Origin of the sequence: Shewanella alkalitolerans, assembly GCF_019457575.1 — a bacterium.
In the GTDB taxonomy this organism is placed as follows: domain Bacteria; phylum Pseudomonadota; class Gammaproteobacteria; order Enterobacterales; family Shewanellaceae; genus Shewanella; species Shewanella loihica.
The window spans coordinates 2159272-2177298 of the sequence record NZ_CP080422.1; the positions used below are offsets into that span (position 1 = coordinate 2159272).

Genomic DNA, 18027 nt, shown 5'->3' on the forward strand with positions numbered 1-18027 from the left:
CTCAGTCACAGGTGTCGGTTTAGGGCGTGGGTAACTGCGCAGTAAGCCGACACTTGACCTTAGTAGGCTACAACAAGCCTGACAAATAGTGATATCATCTCTCCTTTCATTTGCTGATCTTGGTCTATCTGCTTTTTTCTCGGACGATGTTATTACAAACGGCTGTACAAGAGTTTTCACATCAAGAAAGATTTTCCGCGCTGCAAGCGTTATTGGGCGATCGGATGCTGGAGTGTCAGCGCCAGGCCCATATCATCCGCGGCGTCTTTGCCGGTGAGCCTCAAATAACCTGCCAGGTCTCCCTCAACGATCAGGGTAAGATAAGCGGTCGTTGCGACTGTGGTCAGCCTCGTTGTGCCCATCAGGCGGCGTTAGTGATCCAGCAGGCGGCGCTACGTGCCCTCGATGAGCAGGGGCGCTCCCGGCGCTCAGATACCGCCATTCGCCTGTTTAGAAGCGATCTCAAGGAGCGTTTCGATCCTTTCCCCACCATGGCGCGCCATCGTATCCTCTATTTGTTAGTGCCGAGCGAGAAAGGCTTGCAGCTCAAGGTATTAAAAGGCTATCTGAATAAGAATGGCCGCTACCAGCTCAAGGGCCCACTCGGATTCGAGTTGCTGCAGAGCCAGCCTGTGCCCAAATATGTCAGCCAGACAGATCTCAAGTTGCTGCACACTCTTAGAGCGTTGGTCGATGACTTTAGCAGTCACAATATCGATGAACTCAGCACTGCTCTTAGCAGTGACATCAGCACTGAAGGCAGTAGTAGTGTTAGCGAAAGCAGCAGTAACTTCAACGCCGAAAGCCGCAGTGAAAAGATAGGCCAGGCCCAGTTGCCCGAGTATTTAACCTCTGTGGCCTCGAGCCTGGAGGCTCAAACGGCGCAGCAAGATCTGCCACCGACCGAAACATCAAGCGAGCAGGCGATCATTATCGAACTCGATTGCGCCTTTGCGGAAACCAATAGCGAGACAGATAACACCAATGACAGCTCGGCGCAGCTTGGCAGCGATTTTTATCGTTTGCTGTTTGCCAGTGGTCGCTGTTTCTTTGGCAAGGTGGCGGGGGAGCCGGTGCGGCTTTCTACCCACTATGATGAAGACTACCTGGATGAAAGCTTCATGCTGCCCCTTTGCCCCGGTGTCTGGCTGGATACCTGCTCGGGTACAGGGATCATAGATAAACGCCGTGACGTGCGGGTGAATCAAACCCTGTTAGAAGGCGTAGATCTCGACGGCGACTGGCTACCTAGGTTAGAGATCGCCCGCGAGAGCCTAGATCAAAACTGGCTTGAACCCCTGCTGGCGCCAATTGACGTGGCCAAATTTTCCATGGTTCACCGCGGCCAGCGTTATGACTTCGAATCACTCAGTTATCTTGGTGCTGGCCATAAGGCCTTCATGGCGCAATTTGCCAAGTGTCAGCTGCTGCTCAATCCCTTGCCGCTACTCACCAGTCAATTCGAGCCGGCCGTGACTGAATCACTCGGCGAGGGCCTGCGTCTGGTACCGGGTGAGGCGAGCGAGCATGTGGTCTTGCTGCGCACGCTCTCGCTTAAGGGCTGGCAGATTGAACTGGTGGCCAAGCAACGTTTCGTTCAGGTGGCAGCCAATGCCTGGTATGGCGAGGTGAACAGCGCCGACAAGGATTGGTTCGAGCTCAGCCTTGGGGTCGAGGTGGAAGGAAAGCGGGTTAACCTCCTGCCATTGCTGGTCAACCTCATTCGTCAGGGCAAACTCAGCCGAGATTTCAATCAGGTAACGAGCGCCGATCAATCTGACGAGACCCATAGTGAAATTCAGCCGCAGGAAGTAGCGCTGGAGCTGGAATCTGGCGCCATCCTAACCCTGCCGGCTGCGCGTATTCAGCGCATACTGGCGGTGCTCGACGAGCTCTTTACTCAGCAGCCGCTCAACGACCAGGAAAAGTTGGTGCTGGCACGCCATCACCTCGGGCGCATTCCGCTGCTCGATGATGCCTTGAGTCAATCTGAGCAGGCGCTGACCTGGTCGGGTGAAGCCAAGCTGAGGCAACACGCCAAGGCGCTCGGGCGTTATCTCAATGAGCAGCAGAGCAGGCGCGCAGATAGGCTGGGCACCATAGACTTTGTTACCCCAGATGGGCTCAACGCCGAGCTGCGCCCCTATCAGGTAGAGGGTGTCGCCTGGCTACAATTTATCAAGCGACACGGCTTCGGCGCCATACTGGCCGATGATATGGGGCTGGGTAAGACGCTGCAGACCCTGTGCAGTATCTTGCTGGATAAACAGGCCGGGGTGACTAAGGCGCCCGTGTTGGTGATCGCACCAACCAGTTTGCTCAGCAACTGGCAGCGGGAGATCGCCCAGTTTACGCCTAGCCTGACGAGTTTCGTCTGGAGCGGCCGCGCCCGTCATGATAACGAGAAGGCGCTGACGGATGTCGATGTGCTGATCACCAGTTATGGGATCCTGGCCCAAGACGCCGAGCGGCTGACCAAGCTCAACTGGCACCAGGTGATCTTGGATGAGGCCCAGACCATCAAGAACAGTCGCAGCCGCATCACTAAGCTGGTGAACCGGCTACAGACTCAGCATCGTCTCTGTCTCACGGGCACGCCGATGGAGAACCATCTTGGAGAGCTCTGGTCGCTGTTCCATTTCCTGATGCCGGGCTTCCTCGGCACCGCCACGCAGTTTCAACGCCAATTTAAACAGCCGATAGAGAAAGATCATTGCGATGCCAGTCGTCAGCGACTGGCTCAGCGGCTTGCACCTTTCATGCTCAGGCGTACCAAGAGTCAGGTGGCGACCGAGCTTCCCACCAAGACGGTGATCAATACCCTGATCGAACTCAGTCAGAGCCAGTCGGATCTCTACGAGACCATACGTCTCACCGTGGCCGAGCAGGTGCAGCTGGCCCTGAGACAAACCGGCGCCAAGGCCAACCGCCTGATGATCAGCAATGCGCTGCTTAAGCTGCGTCAGGTGTGTTGTCATCCAGCAATGTTAAACCTAGGCCAGTTGGGTCAGGTTGGTGAGATTGATAGTTCAAAAGTGGCGATGTTACCCGAGCTTGACACTCGCCAAGGTGTAACTGGGCTTGATGGCGCACCGGAGGAGCTTAACGCCGAGTCGTCCAAGCTTGCCTGGCTGGAGAACAAGTTGCCGAGCATGATAGAAGATGGCCGCAACATACTGATCTTCTCGTCATTTACTAGCATGCTGGATTTGATCGCCGAGCAGCTGGACCGCCAGCAGATAGGCTATGAGATGCTCACCGGGCGCAGTCGTCATAGGGATCGCATCATAGAACGTTTTCGTCGTGGTGAGGTCAATGTGTTCCTCATCAGCCTCAAGGCTGGCGGCTCTGGACTCAATCTGACCGAGGCTGATGTGGTGATCCATGTGGATCCCTGGTGGAATCCGGCCGCCGAAGAGCAGGCCAGCGACAGGGCCTATCGTATCGGCCAGGATAAGCCGGTATTTGTCTATAAGCTTATCTGTCAGAACACGGTTGAGGAGCGCATTCAGCAGCTGCAGCAGAGTAAGCAGGCACTGGCCCAAAGCATGTATCAGACCGAGAGTCTCACGGCCGCCGAGATGGACAGAGATGATTGGCTGGCCCTATTGCAGCCCATTACTGAGCAGCCAACCTAAACACAACCAAGGACTGAGCAGCCAATCACCGAACCGCCAGTTACCGATGGGTGGGGGCTATTCGCCCTGAATGGTGAGTATTAAGGTGCGGCCACTGGCGCGGTTGCGGGCCTCACACAGGTAGACCCCTTGCCAGGTACCCAGATTAAACTCGCCGTCGGTGATCGGCAGGGTAAGCTCGCAGCCCAGCAGGGATGATTTAAGGTGCGCCGGCATGTCGTCATCACCCTCATAGGTATGGGTGTAGTAGGGCTCATTCTCCGGCACCAGACGGTTAAAGAAGCGCTCGAAGTCCTCCCGCACGCTGGGGTCGGCATTTTCATTGAGGGTGAGTCCCGCCGAGGTGTGTTGTAACAGGAGATGGGCGAGACCTATCTTAATCTCGCTAAGCTGGGGAGCGGCGCGATAGATCTCTTCGGTGATCAGATGATAACCGCGCTGTCTCGGGGCTAGATTTATCTCGACTTGAATCCACATGATCAATTTTCCTACGCTATTTTTATCGCCAAATTGCGGCACTTTTTGTTATTTTGCTAAGAGTGCTTCAACTTCTCATACTTGTAAATAGACTTGTTAGTAAGCGAGTAAAGAGACTTGTAGGGGCAGTTAAAAAAGCACCATCACTAAGAGTATAATTGCTGCTTAGAGGATGAGAATTGGCCAAGATAGAGCGACCAAGACAACGCTATCAAATAGAGAGATCTGAACCTCAATGACGCAGCGAGAGAACGAAAAGCCAGTAGGGGTTAAAAACCCAGTACGGATAAGTGGAGCAGCGTCAAGTACGGCTAAGGTGCTGCCGACCTATTACTACCTCAGCAATTTTCAGCTAATGCTTAAGGGCGTCGCTCGCCGCTATGGCGATCTCCTCGATGAGGTCGAGCTCGGCTTCATCGATACCTTCTCAGCCTTGACCCCTGATGCCCAGTGCCTGCTTGTCAGGCTTATCTCCCGCAAGGGCCCCTGGTTCTGTAATGCTCAGCTCAATTACAGTGAGATCGAAGGGGTTCCAGGGGCCATCTCCGAGCTTTGTAAGCAAAGTCTTATCTGCTATGAGCAGCCCGATGAGTCCTGGTTGCTGCACAAGAGCACTAAGGCGGAACTGTGCCAGGCCTTGGTTGAGATAAGCCAAGCCTTGGTTAAGGATATCAAGCGGTTAAAGAAGAGTGAGCTTGTCGAGTATGCTCAAGGTGCAGGATTATTATCTCAATTGCTAAGCAAACTGGCACCTGAGGAGCATTGGTTTTGCCTTAGCTCTCAGGCCGTCTATCGCCGCTTCGAATTACTCTATTTTGAGCGCATGAATCAGTCCTTGAGTCAGTTTATCTTGGCCGATCTTGGTATTCATAATTTTGAATCCTACTCGACCAGCATCGCCAGTCGCAGCTTCAACACGCGAGCCGAGATAGAGGGGTTGTATAGCTTGTCTAAGCTATACCATGAGTTTGAAGAGGGTGGTCTGAGCGGCAAGCCCAGTGACATTAGCATCGAAAAATTTGATTCATTTTGTCAAAGAATCACCGAGCTGCCCGATTTCACCAAAGAGGCTGGCAATGAAAAGCTGCAGCGCATGACTCAGGGGCTCTGGTTAATGGCGGCGCGCCAATTAGAGCGTTTGGGTCATTTTGAGCGCGCCTTAGCCCTGTACGCTAACACAGAGAGACCGCCGAGCCGGGAGCGCCAGGCTCGCTGCCTGAATAAGCTTGGCCGTGATGATGATGCGTTAGAATTTGTAGAGCTGATGTTAGCGTCTCCTATGGAGGAGAGTGAGCGTCTGGTCGCCAGGCGTTTGCAGAAAAGCCTTCATCGCAGCCTGGGACGGGCGGCGCCCAAGCCTTGGCAAGGGGAGTTTGATACCTTCAAACTTGAGTGTCAGCGCACAGCAAATGATGAGAGCCTTGAAGGCGGAGAGTCAAACGCCCAGCGCGTCGAGCAATGCGCCGCCAGACACTTGAGTACTATGCAGGGTGGTAAGCTGCGTTTTTGTGTCGAAGTAGAAAATCGCCTCTTCTGTAGCCTGTTTGGCCTGGCCTTCTGGGACATCATCTTCGCCGATGTCGGCGGCGCCTTCGCTAATTCCTATCAGAGCAGGCCGAGCGACATGTACCAGAGCGAGTTTTACCCACGGCGTAAAATCGCTATCGAGGAACGTCTCGCGGCATTGGCCTCGGGTGACACCCAGATGATCACGGATCACTTTTATCAGAAACGCGGCATCACCAACGACTGGGTACACTGGCCCTTGTTTGAGGGGCAAAGCCTTGATCTGTTCGAGCTTGATCTACTTGAGCTCGATCTTACGAATAGTCGAGAAAACGATGAGATACCGCTTCTCCTGCAATTGGCACTAAAGGCGTTCAGCGGCGCCTTTTTAGCGAAACTATTTCGACATATGCTGTTCGATCTGCGCTATTACCGAGCGGGCTTTCCCGATCTTATCTGTTTTCATCTAACTGCCGAGCATCTTGCAACCGAACGTCTAGCAACTGAGCTTCTAGCAACAGAGAATCTAGCAATCGATGACGGGGCGCCGAACTTAATTGATAGTAGAGTCACAGCTGAGCTTATCGAGGTGAAGGGCCCGGGAGATGCCCTAAGAGATAATCAGACAATCTGGCTGGACTGGTTTAACCGCAACGGCGTTAAGGCCAGCGTCTGCTATCTCTCTTGGCTCGACTAACATTGAGTAGCCTTGACTAAAAAAGGGTGTTCGCTCAGGCGTTTTCATAACGCATACTCTTTCTTGCGAAGTGGTGATAAAGGCATCTTTCGCTGTCCTAATACCATGATTTTTTGCTAACCTCGTTAATAAGATAGGAGACTTTTGTTAGTAAAGTCCGCCCGGTACAAGCTTTAAAGAAAGCTATGAAAGAAAGTGGTTAATCAGCAGTGAAGGATTAGTGATGTCACGAGAACAGAAGATGCAAGGCGTTCTGCCGTCGGTAGAGGGGAGAATGAGATCCCTCATGATGGCCAGGCTTCTTTGGCTGTCGATGGCAATGCTCGTTAGCTTGTCTATGGTGCTGCCGAGTCACGCTGCGCCGCGTCTGGACTTGAGCGCTAAGACACAAAGCGGCGAGCAGGTGTCTCTTGAGTCCTATAAGGGCAAGGTGGTCTATGTGGATTTCTGGGCCTCCTGGTGCGCACCCTGTCGTGACTCCTTTCCCTGGATGGAGCTGATGCATCAACGCTATGGCGATAAAGGGCTGGCGATCGTGGCGATCAATCTCGATGAAGAGAGTGAGATGGCAGGGCCATTTCTGGCCGATTTCAACACTAGCTTCGATATCCTCTACGATCCCAAGGGGGAGGTTGCCGGTCACTTTAATCTGCAGGGGATGCCCAGCAGTTATCTGTTTGATAGCGACGGGCACTTGGTCAGCGAGCATCTGGGTTTCTTCAAGTCCAAGCAAGTTGCCGTCGAGCGGGAGATACAATCTTTGTTGAAGAAAAGGTCAGCCGATGCGAACTGATTTAACGCTGCTGCTCATCTTGGTAGCGCTGCTGTCTGGCTGCGCCAATTTCGGCGTAAAGCCCTGGGAGCGGGGGCAGTTTGCCCGCGAGGATATGCAGCTAGAAGCAGATGAGATGGATATGGCGATAGAAGATCATATCTATTTCAGTAAGGAGGGCGCCAGCGGCGGCCGCACACTTGCCGGTGGTGGCTGTGGTTGTAACTAGGTTGTTTTAAGAGATAACAGGGAATAAGGAAGATCGCTTGAGCGACATGAAGGACAGGCCGACACAAAATCAATTCGGGACAGTAGAAAGCGCGTTGGTAACAAGCGTCTCGGTAAAAAGTGCCACGGTAACAAGCGCATCTGCAAAAAGTGCCTCGCTAGAAAGTGAGTCTGTGATGGCATCTCTGCTGATGGCCAGCAGTCTGTTTCTCGGTGTCGGCGCGGCGGTAACCAGTGACAGTGCGCTTGCAGGCGAACAAGCCGCCGAGTCGCGTGATAATGCCGTAGAGCAAGAGGAACAAGCGAGCGTTCCGCTCGCCGGTGCGACCATAGATGCGGCCCTAGTCTACTATCAGGAGCAGGACAGAGTCACGGCGGCAGAAGGGATCATCAACTATCGTCAGGCGCTGGATGACGCCAATATTATTCGCGGCAAGATAGCACTGGACGCCCTAACTGGCGCCTCGGCCAATGGCGCCGTGATCCAGGCAAGCCCCCAAAGCTTTACCCGGCCTTCGGGTACCGGCGTCTATCAGGCGAGAGCCGGAGAACTGCCGCTGGATGACACCTTCAAAGACACCCGCTTGCAGCTCAGCGCCAACTGGCAGCATCTCTTCTCTGCCAAGTGGCAGGCCAGTCTCGGTGGGTATCTCTCTCGCGAATATGATTACACCTCACTCGGTATCAATGCAGGGCTCGAGCACTCCTTTAATCAGAGTAATACTCAGGTGTTTGCCGGAGCGGCCTACTATTTCGATATCGTCAATCCAGTGGGCGGACGGCCCGTGGGGATGAGCGAGATGGTGTTTCGTAAAGACTTTGCCAGTGAGGCCGAGTTTAGGCAGGCATTCGATGCCACCCGCTATTACGATACGGCCCTTAAGCGCACGCTCGATCTGAATGTAGGGGTGACCCAAACCCTGAATCGTCGCTGGCAGGCCCTGTTGAGTTATGGCCTCTCGGCCGTCAATGGCTATCTGACAGATGCCTACAAGGTGGTTAGCCGGGTCGATAGTAGAGGGCAGGCCCTTGGCTATCACTATGAGCAGCGCCCCGACGAGCGACTCAAGCACAATCTCTATCTCATGACCAAGGGCGCCTTAGATAGCGGCACACTGACCTTTTCCTATCGCTACAGTAATGATGACTGGTCGCTGCAGGCTCATACCTTCGACGCCCGTTATCGTTACAACCTCAGCGGCGCCGCCTATTGGCAATGGCAGTTTAGAGTTTATTTGCAGGATGCGGCCGAGTTTTATCACCTCTATCTCACTGAGGGCGAGCCCTTGCCCGAATTCGCCTCGGCGGATCATCGTCTGGGGAAGATGCAGACCTATACGATAGGCGTTAAATATGGCCAGAGGCTAGAGCAGGGGATGCTGGCCAGTGTGCGTCTGGCCTACTATCAGCAGCGCCCACAAAACCCGGGTGTCGAGTTGCCAGGTGAGCTCGCCAGTTTCGATCAGTTCCCGCGCCTCGATGCCATAGTGCTGCAATTTGGAATGCGATTTTGATCTCAACATATGAAGGTCTCAAACTGTCGTCGCTTGCTGATCTAGACAATCAGCTGGCGGTTATCTCGGATGAAAGCGACCATGCTTTCGCCGATAGCCAATATGGACACAAAAACCTTAAGGGTCTCAAAGGCGAGTTCATGGCCATGGCCAGTCGCTGTGAGTTCTTGGCGCGTCCTAAGCAAGCAGGTAGCAAGGCGCAAGGTGACAAGGATCAAGGTGACAAGACTCAAGGTGACAAGGCTCAAGCTGACAGGACTGGCCAAGAGCGAATAACTCAGGCCTTCGGCCGCGCCATGGCCGAGGTTAAGCGCATCGAGGCTAAGTACAACCGTTTTAGCGACAGCAGCGTATTAACTCAAATCAATCGCGGCGCCGGAGACTGGCAAGCGATCGGCGATGAAACCCTTGGGCTACTCAAGTTTGCCGAGCATTGCTACCGACTTAGCCAAGGCTGTTTTGATGTCACCGCAGAGCCCGTATTGGCCCTCTGGCCATTCGGCGTTGGGGAGAGTGCAACTCCGCCGAGTGACAGCCAGATAGAGATGGCGCTTGAATGCGTCGGCTTTGAGCGGCTGATTATTGAGGAGCAGCGCCTCTTTCTACCCGATGGCATGGGGATCGATCTCGGCGGGATAGCCAAGGAGTATGCCGCCGATAGGGCCATAGAGGTGCTGCGACGTGAACTGCCCGAATATGATCTCTTAGTGAATCTTGGCGGAGATATGATTGCCTCTCTCGGTTGCGAGCAGCCCTGGCACATAGGCATTGAAGATCCCCACAAGCTAGATACCCCGGCACGTGTGGTGACGCTGAAATCTGGTGCGCTGGCCACCAGTGGTCATTCCCGACGTTACCTTATTCATGAGGGCAAACGCTACGGCCACATCATCGACCCAAGTACAGGCTATCCCGTAAAGGGAGCGCCCTTGTCGGTCAGCGTGTTTGCGCCTCAGTGTGTGGTCGCGGGCATGTTGGCGACCCTGGCCATGTTACAGGGGGAAGGAGCCGAAGACTTTCTATCTCGTCAGGGCGTCGTTCATCACATCATCCGTGGCTAGCTTTCAGATATTTAAGGTGAGGCACTGAGTCAATATTCATGCGCACTTTGCCCATTCTGGTGCTCGTTTATCCCGCAGGATTTTGGTAGAGTGTTTAAAAATCAATAACTTTAGTTTAGTAAGTCATGAACAATAGGTTTACTCAATCTGCATGCGTGTTTTGCCAAATAGATGCGCATGCGCACTAATACAATGTTATGCATTAGATACAAACGGAGTTTTTTTGAATAGTTCATACATAGAAAAATTGCATGTGAAGCATGTCAGAAAATTCAGTGAAATTAATGTGTTTTTTAACAAGGGGTTCAATTTTTTGGCTGGTCCTAATGGATGTGGAAAAACATCTATTCTTGCTTGCATTTCACATTGTTTTCATCATGGGAATTTTGCCTACTCGCGATTTGAAGAGGAGTCAGAGTTTTGGACTGATATAAATGATAACAATAGATTGTACAGAGTAGGGTTAGGTCCGAACTCTTTAAAAGCAGGAGCATATCGCGAGTCAACAGGGCGCCAATGGAATGCTCCGACTCAGGAAGAAAATAGAACATCCCTGAATGTTATTGATGCAAGCAATAATTTTAAATCGTTTTGCCCTCTCTTCATTGGTGCAAATAGAAGTATTAAGTACAAACGAATCTCAGGAATGTCTAGAGAGCAGACTCTGGATCAAAAAATATCCACATACACTTCAAATAGCACCAAGTCTTTATATGGGGATTGGAACTCAGATATAAAGCAGTGGTTAGTGAATCGATATTTTATGATAGATAAAGACTGGGCTATTGAAGAAAGGGAAAACTGGAATCACTTGGTTAGATGTCTTCCTAGTATTGGCCCTTTTGAAAGTGAATTTACATTTGTTCGTATAGGTAAGGACTTAGAGCCAGTTTTCTCAATCTATGGTAATGAATGTTACCTAGAAGAGTTGTCTTCTGGCTTTCAAGCTGTCCTATCAATTATCGCTAATATTTTTGAATGGGTTGAAGGCAGCAGAGTGGACGGCGACCGAATAGTTCAAAATGCTTCAGGAACGGTTTTGATTGATGAACTTGATCTTCATCTTCATCCTGAGTGGCAACTTACCATTCGAGATAGTCTTGAAAAGATATTCCCGCTAATCCAATTCATTGTGACAACACATTCCCCTCATCTTTTGTCTTCTGCAAGAGAAAATGAAGTTATTGTAATGCCTGAAAATGGGAATGAAATTTATGATCTGAAGCCTTCTGAACATATGTTCTCTGGATGGAATACGGATCAAATACTATCTGAAATAATGGGGGTTAAGAGCTTAGACAATAAGCTATATGAAGAGCTAGTAGCAGCCGCATTACAACAGATAGATGACAACTCAGTGCAAGGGTTAAACAGTGCCATTGAAAACCTTGCTGCGGTTTGTCACCCAAGCGACTCAATAGTCACAGTATTAAAGACTAGACTAGCATCCATGGTGGCTTTGCAGAATGATTAAATTGAATAGAGAGCCAGAGCCACAGTACATGGTCGATAATAAGGCTACATGGCTTAAAAATCTTAAGGACGCTATAGCTAGTTATGGTTCGTATAAAACAATACCGGAAAAAGAAAAGCAAAAACTCATATCCCACTATCGGAATGAACACGTAAGATGTGCTTTAATAAAGAGTTCGTATGGGAAGTGTGCCTTCTGTGAATGTATACCAAGTGAAGGGGGAAATGTTGAAGTTGAACACTTCAAACCCAAATCAATATATCCAGAACTTACATTTGAGTGGAACAATTTTTTACCATCATGCCGGAAATGTAATGGTTCTAAAGACAGCCACGATACAGGGATTGAACCCATTATCAACCCTTACGACATCGATCCAAAAGATGTTTTCTATTTTGAAGATATAGAAATTAAAGCTGTCGAATCGTCGCTGAAAGAATCTGCTGATAAAACTATTGAAGTATGCGGTCTAAACACCGTAAGGCTTTGGAAACCAAGGGCAGAAATATTAGTATCTTTGAGAATATTTTCTAGAGCAATAGATGAGGCACTTGAAGAGATTAAAAATGCCGATACAGAAAGAAAAAAAGCAAATCGAATAAAAAAGTTAAGAGAAGCAGTTGAGACGATTGAAACATTAACTTATCCTGGAGAAAAGTATTCAAGTTTTTGCCGCGACTTCTTGGAAAAGTCACAAGTTTATCATAATGCAAAGCGATTACTTGAATATGCATAACAAGCGCGTCAAGTACGACGCTCGTGCCTCGCGCGTCTTACGCGAGCGTTAGTCCATAGATATTGCTAACTGAAACTTGCGCCCATAAAAAACGCCCCGTAGGGCGTTTTTTTTACAGCACTTGCTTAGAAGTTCTCCGGCTCTAGAAGTTTGCTGATTTTGGCGCGCGTGGGAATGGGATCACGTCGCGGATGTTCGATACGCCGGTCACGTAAGAGACCAGACGCTCGAAGCCCAGACCGAAGCCCGAGTGTGGCACTGTGCCGTAGCGGCGCAGGTCACGATACCACCAGTAATCTTCCTTGCTCAGACCCATCTCGTCCAGACGGGTATCTAGCACGTCCAGACGCTCTTCACGCTGGGCACCACCGATGATCTCACCGATGCCAGGAGCCAGTACGTCCATGGCCGCTACTGTCTTGCCATCTTCGTTGAGACGCATATAGAAGGCCTTGATATCTTTTGGATAGTTCTTCACGACCACAGGTGCCTTGAAGTGTTCTTCCGCCAGGTAGCGTTCGTGCTCAGACTGCAGATCGATACCCCACTCGACATCGAATTCGAACTTCTTGCCACATGATTTTAGGATCTCGATGGCGTCTGTGTAATCTACCTGGGCGAAATCGCTGTTAACGAAGCTTTCTAGACGCTCGATAACCGTCTTATCGACGCGCTGGGCGAAGAACTCGAGATCGTCACGACGCTCGTTAAGCACGGCGCGGAAACAGTACTTCAGCATACGCTCGGCAAGACCGGCAACATCGTTCAGATCGGCGAAGGCCACTTCCGGCTCAACCATCCAGAATTCTGCCAGGTGGCGGCTGGTGTTTGAGTTTTCGGCGCGGAAGGTCGGACCGAAGGTGTAGATCTTAGATAGTGCACAGGCGTAGGTTTCGCCGTTCAGCTGACCCGATACCGTCAGGAAAGATTCCTTACCGAAGAAGTCTTCGCTGAAATCGACCTTGCCATCGTCGGTGCGTGGCAGGTTTTCCAGATCCAGTGTCGAGACGCGGAACATCTCGCCGGCACCTTCACAGTCAGAGGCGGTGATCAGCGGGGTAGATACCCAGATGAAGCCTTCTTCGTTGTAGAAGTTGTGGATGGCGTGAGACAGACAGTTACGAACACGGGCCACGGCGCCAATGATGTTGGTGCGTGGACGCAGGTGAGCCAGTTCGCGCAGATGCTCGATTGAGTGACGCTTGGCCGCCATCGGGTAGGTATCAGGATCTTCAACCCAACCCGTAACCTCAACCTTAGTCACTTGCATCTCAAATGCTTGACCCTTACCTGGGCTCTCTACTAGTTCACCCGTCATCACGACTGAGCAACCGGCCGTGAGGCGTAAGATTTCGTCGTTATAATTGTCTAAGCTATTTGGCACAACGCCCTGAATGGGATCAAAACAGGAACCATCATATACGGCAAGAAAAGAGATGCCGGCCTTGGAATCTCGGCGAGTTCTTACCCAACCGCGAACGGTAACTTGCGAACCAACCGCAAAATCACCCTTAAATACAGAAGCGACAGATGCAATGCTCATTGTTGCTTAGTTCTCCAACGAAACGTTTTATTAAAAATTTTGGAGGTTTATATTACCTTGCTGGTGGCTTTTCTCAAGGAAAAAACAGCAGATAGATTGGCCTAAAGGCAAATAAAATGGGCATTTCAGCCAAGGCAGGCGTAAGCGCCGTGAAAAAGGGGCCTTAATCTGTGGTTTATCCGCGAATGGTGTTAGGCTGGAAAGCTTGTTATGCTTAAAATATGGCCAGCTAATTCAGTGGGCTAGATGTCAGGGGGCTAGATGAAAAAAGTCAAAATTTTCCAGATTTTTTTAGGCACCTTGTCGATCTTAGGTTGGTCCTTGGCCGTGTACGCGCTGCTCCTCTTTGGTGAGGCCAGACCGGATCGCGCCGTGGGCTACTTTCTCAGTAAAGGGGCTAGCGTGCGGCTTACCTGGGATCCCACCATCACCCTGAGGCTGGAGTATGTGATCTGGAGCTGCGCCGCCATCAGTTTGATCAACCTGGCCTTTAATTTCTATGTGGCCCACCACAGCCGCATGGGCTACTGGTTCAATATCCCACTGCTCTTGTTAACCTCTACTGCTGCAGGTCTCTATCTCAAGTTCTTTGTCTAGGGCGTCAGTCCGCAATCGATCACAGTATTCGCAGTTTGAAAAAATGCATAGACGAAGTGCTGGCTTGTGTAGCGTTGTTAGCTTTTCATTAGAACGAACTTAGCTCGCTCGTTAATTGCCTATCTGGCGGCAGAGTCTGTCTATCATGGCGGCAGTGGCGCCCCAGATGAAATATTCGCCGTAGGGGATGAAGTAGACGGGGTAATTCACGCCGCGGCGGGAAAACTGCTTCTGTATGCGATTGGCGGGATTTAACAGGAAACTCAGCGGCACGCTGAATAGCTCATCCACCTCGCCGGGATCTAACACAGGCTCAAAGGCTTCTCTTATTACACCTATGATGGGCGCGATGGCAAAGCCGGTGAAGGTGTTGAACATGGGATATTGGCCCAGCACCTCGACATTGTCTCGCGGCAGGGCGATCTCCTCAAACGCCTCACGCAGGGCGGTGTCAGCGTAACTGGCATCACTCTCTTCGACCTTGCCGCCAGGAAAGCTTATCTGCCCCGGATGGGCCCTTAGGTGAGTGGGCCGGCGAGTGAGCAACAGTTCCAGCTGACCACTGGCTTCCATCAGGGGAACGAGCACGGCGGCCTGTCGCAATGTGCGATGGATCTGCGGCCCTGTGTCTATGGGCAGTTGGTGCAGAGCGTAGCGCCGTTTAAACTCGTCCAGTGTCATAATTGCCTAATTACTTGTCAGTGACTCAGTATGGGGAGGATCTTACTCACCTTATCATAACTCTCCTGATATTCTGCATCGACCTGCGAGTCGGCCACAATGCCGCCACCCGCCCAGCAGTAGAGACGAGGTGGCTCGGCCACCAGGGTACGTATGGTGATGCTGGTGTCCATCTGCCTGTCTTGGCTGATATAGCCGATGGAGCCACAGTATAGGCTGCGGCGCGACGGCTCCAGCTCTTCGATGATCTCCATGGCGCGGATCTTAGGTGCGCCCGTGATAGAGCCACCGGGAAACGCCGCCCTTAATAGATCGCAGGGGCTGTTGGGCGCAGCGAGGTTGGCGGTGACAGTGCTTACCAGATGATGCACCGCCGGGAAGCTCTCAATGGCAAACAGATGGGGCACCCGCACGCTGCCAGGGCTTGCTACCTTGCCGATATCGTTTCGCAGCAGATCCACGATCATCAGGTTTTCGGCGCGATCCTTCTCAGATGCCGCCAGGGCTTCGGCGGCGACCTTATCGGCCTCTGCGTCGCTGGATCGCGCCATGGTGCCCTTGATCGGCTTGGTCTCTATGGCATCGCCCTTAAGCTTGATGAAGCGCTCGGGCGAGATGGAGAGAATGGCGTGCTTATCCAAGCGGATAAAGGCGGAGAAGGGTGCCTTGTTGCTGGCCCTGAGTTTCAGGTAGGCCTGCCACTCATCGCCGCGATACTCGGCCTCGAAACGCTGAGTCAGGTTGATCTGATAGCAATCGCCGCTGTGTAGATAATCCTGCACCCGATCAAACTTATCTTTGTATTCGTCCTTAGTGATCTGAGCCTGCCAGCCGCGGCTCAGGGCAAACTCCTCACCATTGGCTTGTCCGCTTGACCGCGAATCTAGCCTCGCCTCTAAGTCTGCTAGACGCTCTTTAAACGCCGTTTCACCTCGATAGTGCACCAGAGACCATGTCTGGCTCTGGTAGCAAAACAGCAGCGCCCAGTCATAGAGGCCGACATTCATCTCGGGAAGCGCGATATCCTTGGCCGCGGTGGCGGGGAGCTTTTCGATGCGTCTGCCCAGATCATAACTAAAGGTGCCAAGGGCGCCGCCGCTGAAGGGCAGCTCACAGGCATGCTGAATTGGGAAATAGTCGGCTATTGCCGCTTGTAATATCGAAAAGGGATCGTCTTGGCTAGTTTCATCACTGTTTTTAGCGTTGTTTTTCCCAGCAGCGGTCGCCGCAGTGGGACGCAGATGCCTGGTTTGGGTGACACCATCCTGGCTGGTGATGGTGGCCAGAGGATCGAAGCTGATGATGTCGTACCGGGCGTCTATATGATCTGCGCCGGCGGAGTCCAGCAATATGGCCCAGGGCAGGTGAGCGAAGCAGTCAAATACCTCAATGGTGGAGAGTTGCCAGTCTAACTTTTGCACTGCAACGCCTTGAGTCGACGAAAAATCCATCGATAACCCTTATCTAAAATGTGATGTTCCCCTAAAAGTCGCGAAAGAGTATCATATTGTGAACGGATTCAAAAAAAATACGCGACCCTGCAAAAGGGCGGTGAATAACCAAAACGTGAGTAAGGAAATGTCTGTGACTATAGAACAGCCCATCATCAAGCAAGCGGACCTCATCGAGAGTGTCGCCGACGCACTACAATATATCTCCTATTACCACCCTAAAGATTTCGTTGATGCCATGGCCGAGGCCTATGAGCGCGAAGAGAGTGCGGCGGCAAAAGATGCTATCGCGCAGATCTTGATCAACTCTCGTATGTCCGCCGAAGGCAAGCGCCCGCTGTGTCAAGATACAGGTATCGTGACCTGTTTCGTTAAGATCGGCATGGGCGTCAAGTGGGACAAGACAGACATGACAGTGCAGCAGATGGTGGATGAAGGGGTAAGACGCGCCTACACCAACCCAGATAACCCGCTGCGCGCCTCTATCGTTGCCGATCCTGCCGGTGGCCGTAAGAACACTAAAGACAACACTCCATCTGTGGTACACGTCGAGATGGTGCCGGGTAACCATGTTGAAGTCGCCATCGCCGCTAAGGGCGGTGGATCGGAAAACAAGTCTAAGATGGTAATGCTTAACCCATCAGACGATATCGCCGAGTGGGTCGAGAAGACACTTCCAACTATGGGCGCCGGCTGGTGTCCACCAGGCATGCTGGGCATAGGTATCGGCGGCACCGCCGAGAAGGCGGCCGTGATGGCCAAAGAGGCCCTGATGGATCCTGTCGACATCCACGAGCTACAGGCCAAGGGCGCCGAAACCGCCGAAGAGAAGCTGCGCCTGGATATCTTCGAGCGCGCCAACAAGCTAGGCATAGGTGCCCAGGGACTTGGTGGCCTGACTACCGTGCTGGATATCAAGATCAAATCGGCGCCAACCCACGCGGCCTCCAAGCCTGTGGTGATGATCCCTAACTGCGCCGCGACTCGCCACGTACACTTCCACCTAGATGGTTCAGGCCCAGCCGAGCTGGAGACGCCTAAGCTGGAAGATTGGCCAGAGATCACCCGTGAAGCGGGCGAGGGCGTACGCCGCGTGGATCTTAATACCGTTACCCAAGCTGACATCGAGCAGTGGAAGAGCGGTGATGTGCTGCTGCTAAACGGTAAGATGCTTACCGGTCGTGACGCGGCCCACAAGCGCATTCAAACCCTTATCGAGAGCGGCGAAGGCCTGCCTGAAGGCGTCGATTTCACCGGTAAGTTTATCTACTACGTTGGCCCGGTCGATCCTGTGGGTGACGAAGTGGTTGGCCCAGCCGGTCCAACGACGGCGACCCGTATGGATAAGTTCACCGATCTGATGCTGGATAAGACAGGTTTGATGGGCATGATAGGTAAGGCAGAGCGTGGCCCGGCCACCGTCGAGTCTATCAAGAAGCACAAGGCGGTTTACCTGATGGCAGTAGGCGGCGCCGCCTACTTGGTGTCTAAGGCGATCAAGAAGTCACGCGTTGTTGCTTTCGAAGACTTAGGTATGGAAGCCATCTACGAGTTCGACGTGACCGATATGCCGGTTACCGTTGCCGTAGACAGCGAAGGGGTCAATGCTCACGAAACCGGCCCTGCCACCTGGCGAGTCAAACTTGCCTAAC

The 18027-nt window shown here is 52.1% G+C and carries 14 protein-coding genes; 10 read left to right on the forward strand and 4 right to left on the reverse strand.

The window, feature by feature from the left end:
- Positions 1–224 precede the first annotated feature (224 nt).
- Positions 225–3638 (forward strand): DEAD/DEAH box helicase, encoded by a 3414-nt coding sequence (locus tag K0J45_RS09660; protein WP_220045112.1) that lies wholly within the window; start codon positions 225–227, stop codon positions 3636–3638.
- 57 nt (positions 3639–3695) lie between these two features.
- On the opposite strand, the gene K0J45_RS09665 is transcribed toward K0J45_RS09660, so the two are convergent.
- Positions 3696–4115, reverse strand: a complete 420-nt coding sequence (locus tag K0J45_RS09665) for a secondary thiamine-phosphate synthase enzyme YjbQ (RefSeq protein WP_011865691.1) — start codon at positions 4113–4115, stop codon at positions 3696–3698.
- Positions 4116–4350: 235 nt separating this feature from the next.
- On the opposite strand from K0J45_RS09665, the gene K0J45_RS09670 reads away from it, so the two are divergent.
- The 7 genes from K0J45_RS09670 (at position 4351) to K0J45_RS09700 (ending at position 12103) form a co-directional block, all read left to right on the forward strand.
- Complete coding sequence (locus K0J45_RS09670) at positions 4351–6318, forward strand: VRR-NUC domain-containing protein (RefSeq protein ID WP_220045113.1); 1968 nt, start codon at positions 4351–4353, stop codon at positions 6316–6318.
- Between the two features lie 223 nt (positions 6319–6541).
- Positions 6542–7111 carry a TlpA disulfide reductase family protein gene (locus K0J45_RS09675; RefSeq protein WP_220045114.1) on the forward strand — a complete coding sequence of 190 codons (570 nt, stop codon included), beginning with the start codon at positions 6542–6544 and terminating at the stop codon, positions 7109–7111.
- Entirely contained in the window at positions 7101–7319 is a 219-nt protein-coding gene (locus tag K0J45_RS09680) for a DUF4266 domain-containing protein (RefSeq protein ID WP_220045115.1), read from the forward strand. Before K0J45_RS09675 ends, K0J45_RS09680 begins: the two co-directional genes overlap by 11 nt.
- Before the next feature lie 175 nt (positions 7320–7494).
- Entirely contained in the window at positions 7495–8832 is a 1338-nt protein-coding gene (locus K0J45_RS09685; RefSeq protein WP_258406829.1) for a DUF3570 domain-containing protein, read from the forward strand.
- Complete coding sequence (locus K0J45_RS09690; protein WP_220045116.1) at positions 8829–9893, forward strand: FAD:protein FMN transferase; 1065 nt, start codon at positions 8829–8831, stop codon at positions 9891–9893. Before K0J45_RS09685 ends, K0J45_RS09690 begins: the two co-directional genes overlap by 4 nt.
- A gap of 223 nt (positions 9894–10116) precedes the next feature.
- The gene (locus K0J45_RS09695) at positions 10117–11367 is read left to right on the forward strand and encodes an AAA family ATPase (RefSeq protein WP_220045117.1); all 1251 of its coding nucleotides are present in this window, start codon (positions 10117–10119) and stop codon (positions 11365–11367) included.
- Positions 11360–12103 (forward strand): HNH endonuclease family protein, encoded by a 744-nt coding sequence (locus K0J45_RS09700; RefSeq protein ID WP_220045118.1) that lies wholly within the window; start codon positions 11360–11362, stop codon positions 12101–12103. Before K0J45_RS09695 ends, K0J45_RS09700 begins: the two co-directional genes overlap by 8 nt.
- Before the next feature lie 142 nt (positions 12104–12245).
- Here K0J45_RS09700 and asnS read toward each other — a convergent pair whose 3' ends face one another.
- Positions 12246–13646, reverse strand: a complete 1401-nt coding sequence (asnS, locus tag K0J45_RS09705; protein WP_011865698.1) for an asparagine--tRNA ligase — start codon at positions 13644–13646, stop codon at positions 12246–12248.
- A 261-nt stretch (positions 13647–13907) separates the two neighbouring features.
- Here asnS and K0J45_RS09710 point away from each other — a divergent pair, with 261 nt between their 5' ends.
- Positions 13908–14243: a hypothetical protein gene (locus K0J45_RS09710; RefSeq protein ID WP_011865699.1), complete on the forward strand. Its 336-nt coding sequence runs from the start codon at positions 13908–13910 to the stop codon at positions 14241–14243.
- A gap of 111 nt (positions 14244–14354) precedes the next feature.
- Here the strand turns inward: K0J45_RS09710 and K0J45_RS09715 are convergent, their stop codons facing one another.
- Together K0J45_RS09715 and pabB are read right to left on the reverse strand one after the other, a co-directional pair.
- Positions 14355–14924: a CoA pyrophosphatase gene (locus tag K0J45_RS09715; RefSeq protein ID WP_220045119.1), complete on the reverse strand. Its 570-nt coding sequence runs from the start codon at positions 14922–14924 to the stop codon at positions 14355–14357.
- Positions 14925–14941: 17 nt separating this feature from the next.
- Complete coding sequence (gene pabB, locus K0J45_RS09720) at positions 14942–16375, reverse strand: aminodeoxychorismate synthase component I (protein WP_220045120.1); 1434 nt, start codon at positions 16373–16375, stop codon at positions 14942–14944.
- 127 nt (positions 16376–16502) lie between these two features.
- On the opposite strand from pabB, the gene K0J45_RS09725 reads away from it, so the two are divergent.
- A complete protein-coding gene (locus K0J45_RS09725; RefSeq protein ID WP_011865702.1) occupies positions 16503–18026 on the forward strand; it encodes a fumarate hydratase in 1524 nt (507 codons plus the stop codon).
- Position 18027: the final 1 nt, after the last annotated feature.

What these genes read in the sequence shown, in the direction of transcription:
- K0J45_RS09660 (WP_220045112.1), top strand. Translation starts at nt 225, where the DNA reads ATGCTGGAGTGTCAGCGCCAGGCCCATATCATCCGCGGCGTCTTTGCC.
- K0J45_RS09665 (WP_011865691.1), bottom strand. Translation starts at nt 4,115, where the DNA reads ATGTGGATTCAAGTCGAGATAAATCTAGCCCCGAGACAGCGCGGTTAT.
- K0J45_RS09670 (WP_220045113.1), top strand. Translation starts at nt 4,351, where the DNA reads ATGACGCAGCGAGAGAACGAAAAGCCAGTAGGGGTTAAAAACCCAGTA.
- K0J45_RS09675 (WP_220045114.1), top strand. Translation starts at nt 6,542, where the DNA reads ATGTCACGAGAACAGAAGATGCAAGGCGTTCTGCCGTCGGTAGAGGGG.
- K0J45_RS09680 (WP_220045115.1), top strand. Translation starts at nt 7,101, where the DNA reads ATGCGAACTGATTTAACGCTGCTGCTCATCTTGGTAGCGCTGCTGTCT.
- K0J45_RS09685 (WP_258406829.1), top strand. Translation starts at nt 7,495, where the DNA reads ATGGCATCTCTGCTGATGGCCAGCAGTCTGTTTCTCGGTGTCGGCGCG.
- K0J45_RS09700 (WP_220045118.1), top strand. Translation starts at nt 11,360, where the DNA reads ATGATTAAATTGAATAGAGAGCCAGAGCCACAGTACATGGTCGATAAT.
- asnS (WP_011865698.1), bottom strand. Translation starts at nt 13,646, where the DNA reads ATGAGCATTGCATCTGTCGCTTCTGTATTTAAGGGTGATTTTGCGGTT.
- K0J45_RS09710 (WP_011865699.1), top strand. Translation starts at nt 13,908, where the DNA reads ATGAAAAAAGTCAAAATTTTCCAGATTTTTTTAGGCACCTTGTCGATC.
- K0J45_RS09715 (WP_220045119.1), bottom strand. Translation starts at nt 14,924, where the DNA reads ATGACACTGGACGAGTTTAAACGGCGCTACGCTCTGCACCAACTGCCC.
- pabB (WP_220045120.1), bottom strand. Translation starts at nt 16,375, where the DNA reads ATGGATTTTTCGTCGACTCAAGGCGTTGCAGTGCAAAAGTTAGACTGG.
- K0J45_RS09725 (WP_011865702.1), top strand. Translation starts at nt 16,503, where the DNA reads ATGTCTGTGACTATAGAACAGCCCATCATCAAGCAAGCGGACCTCATC.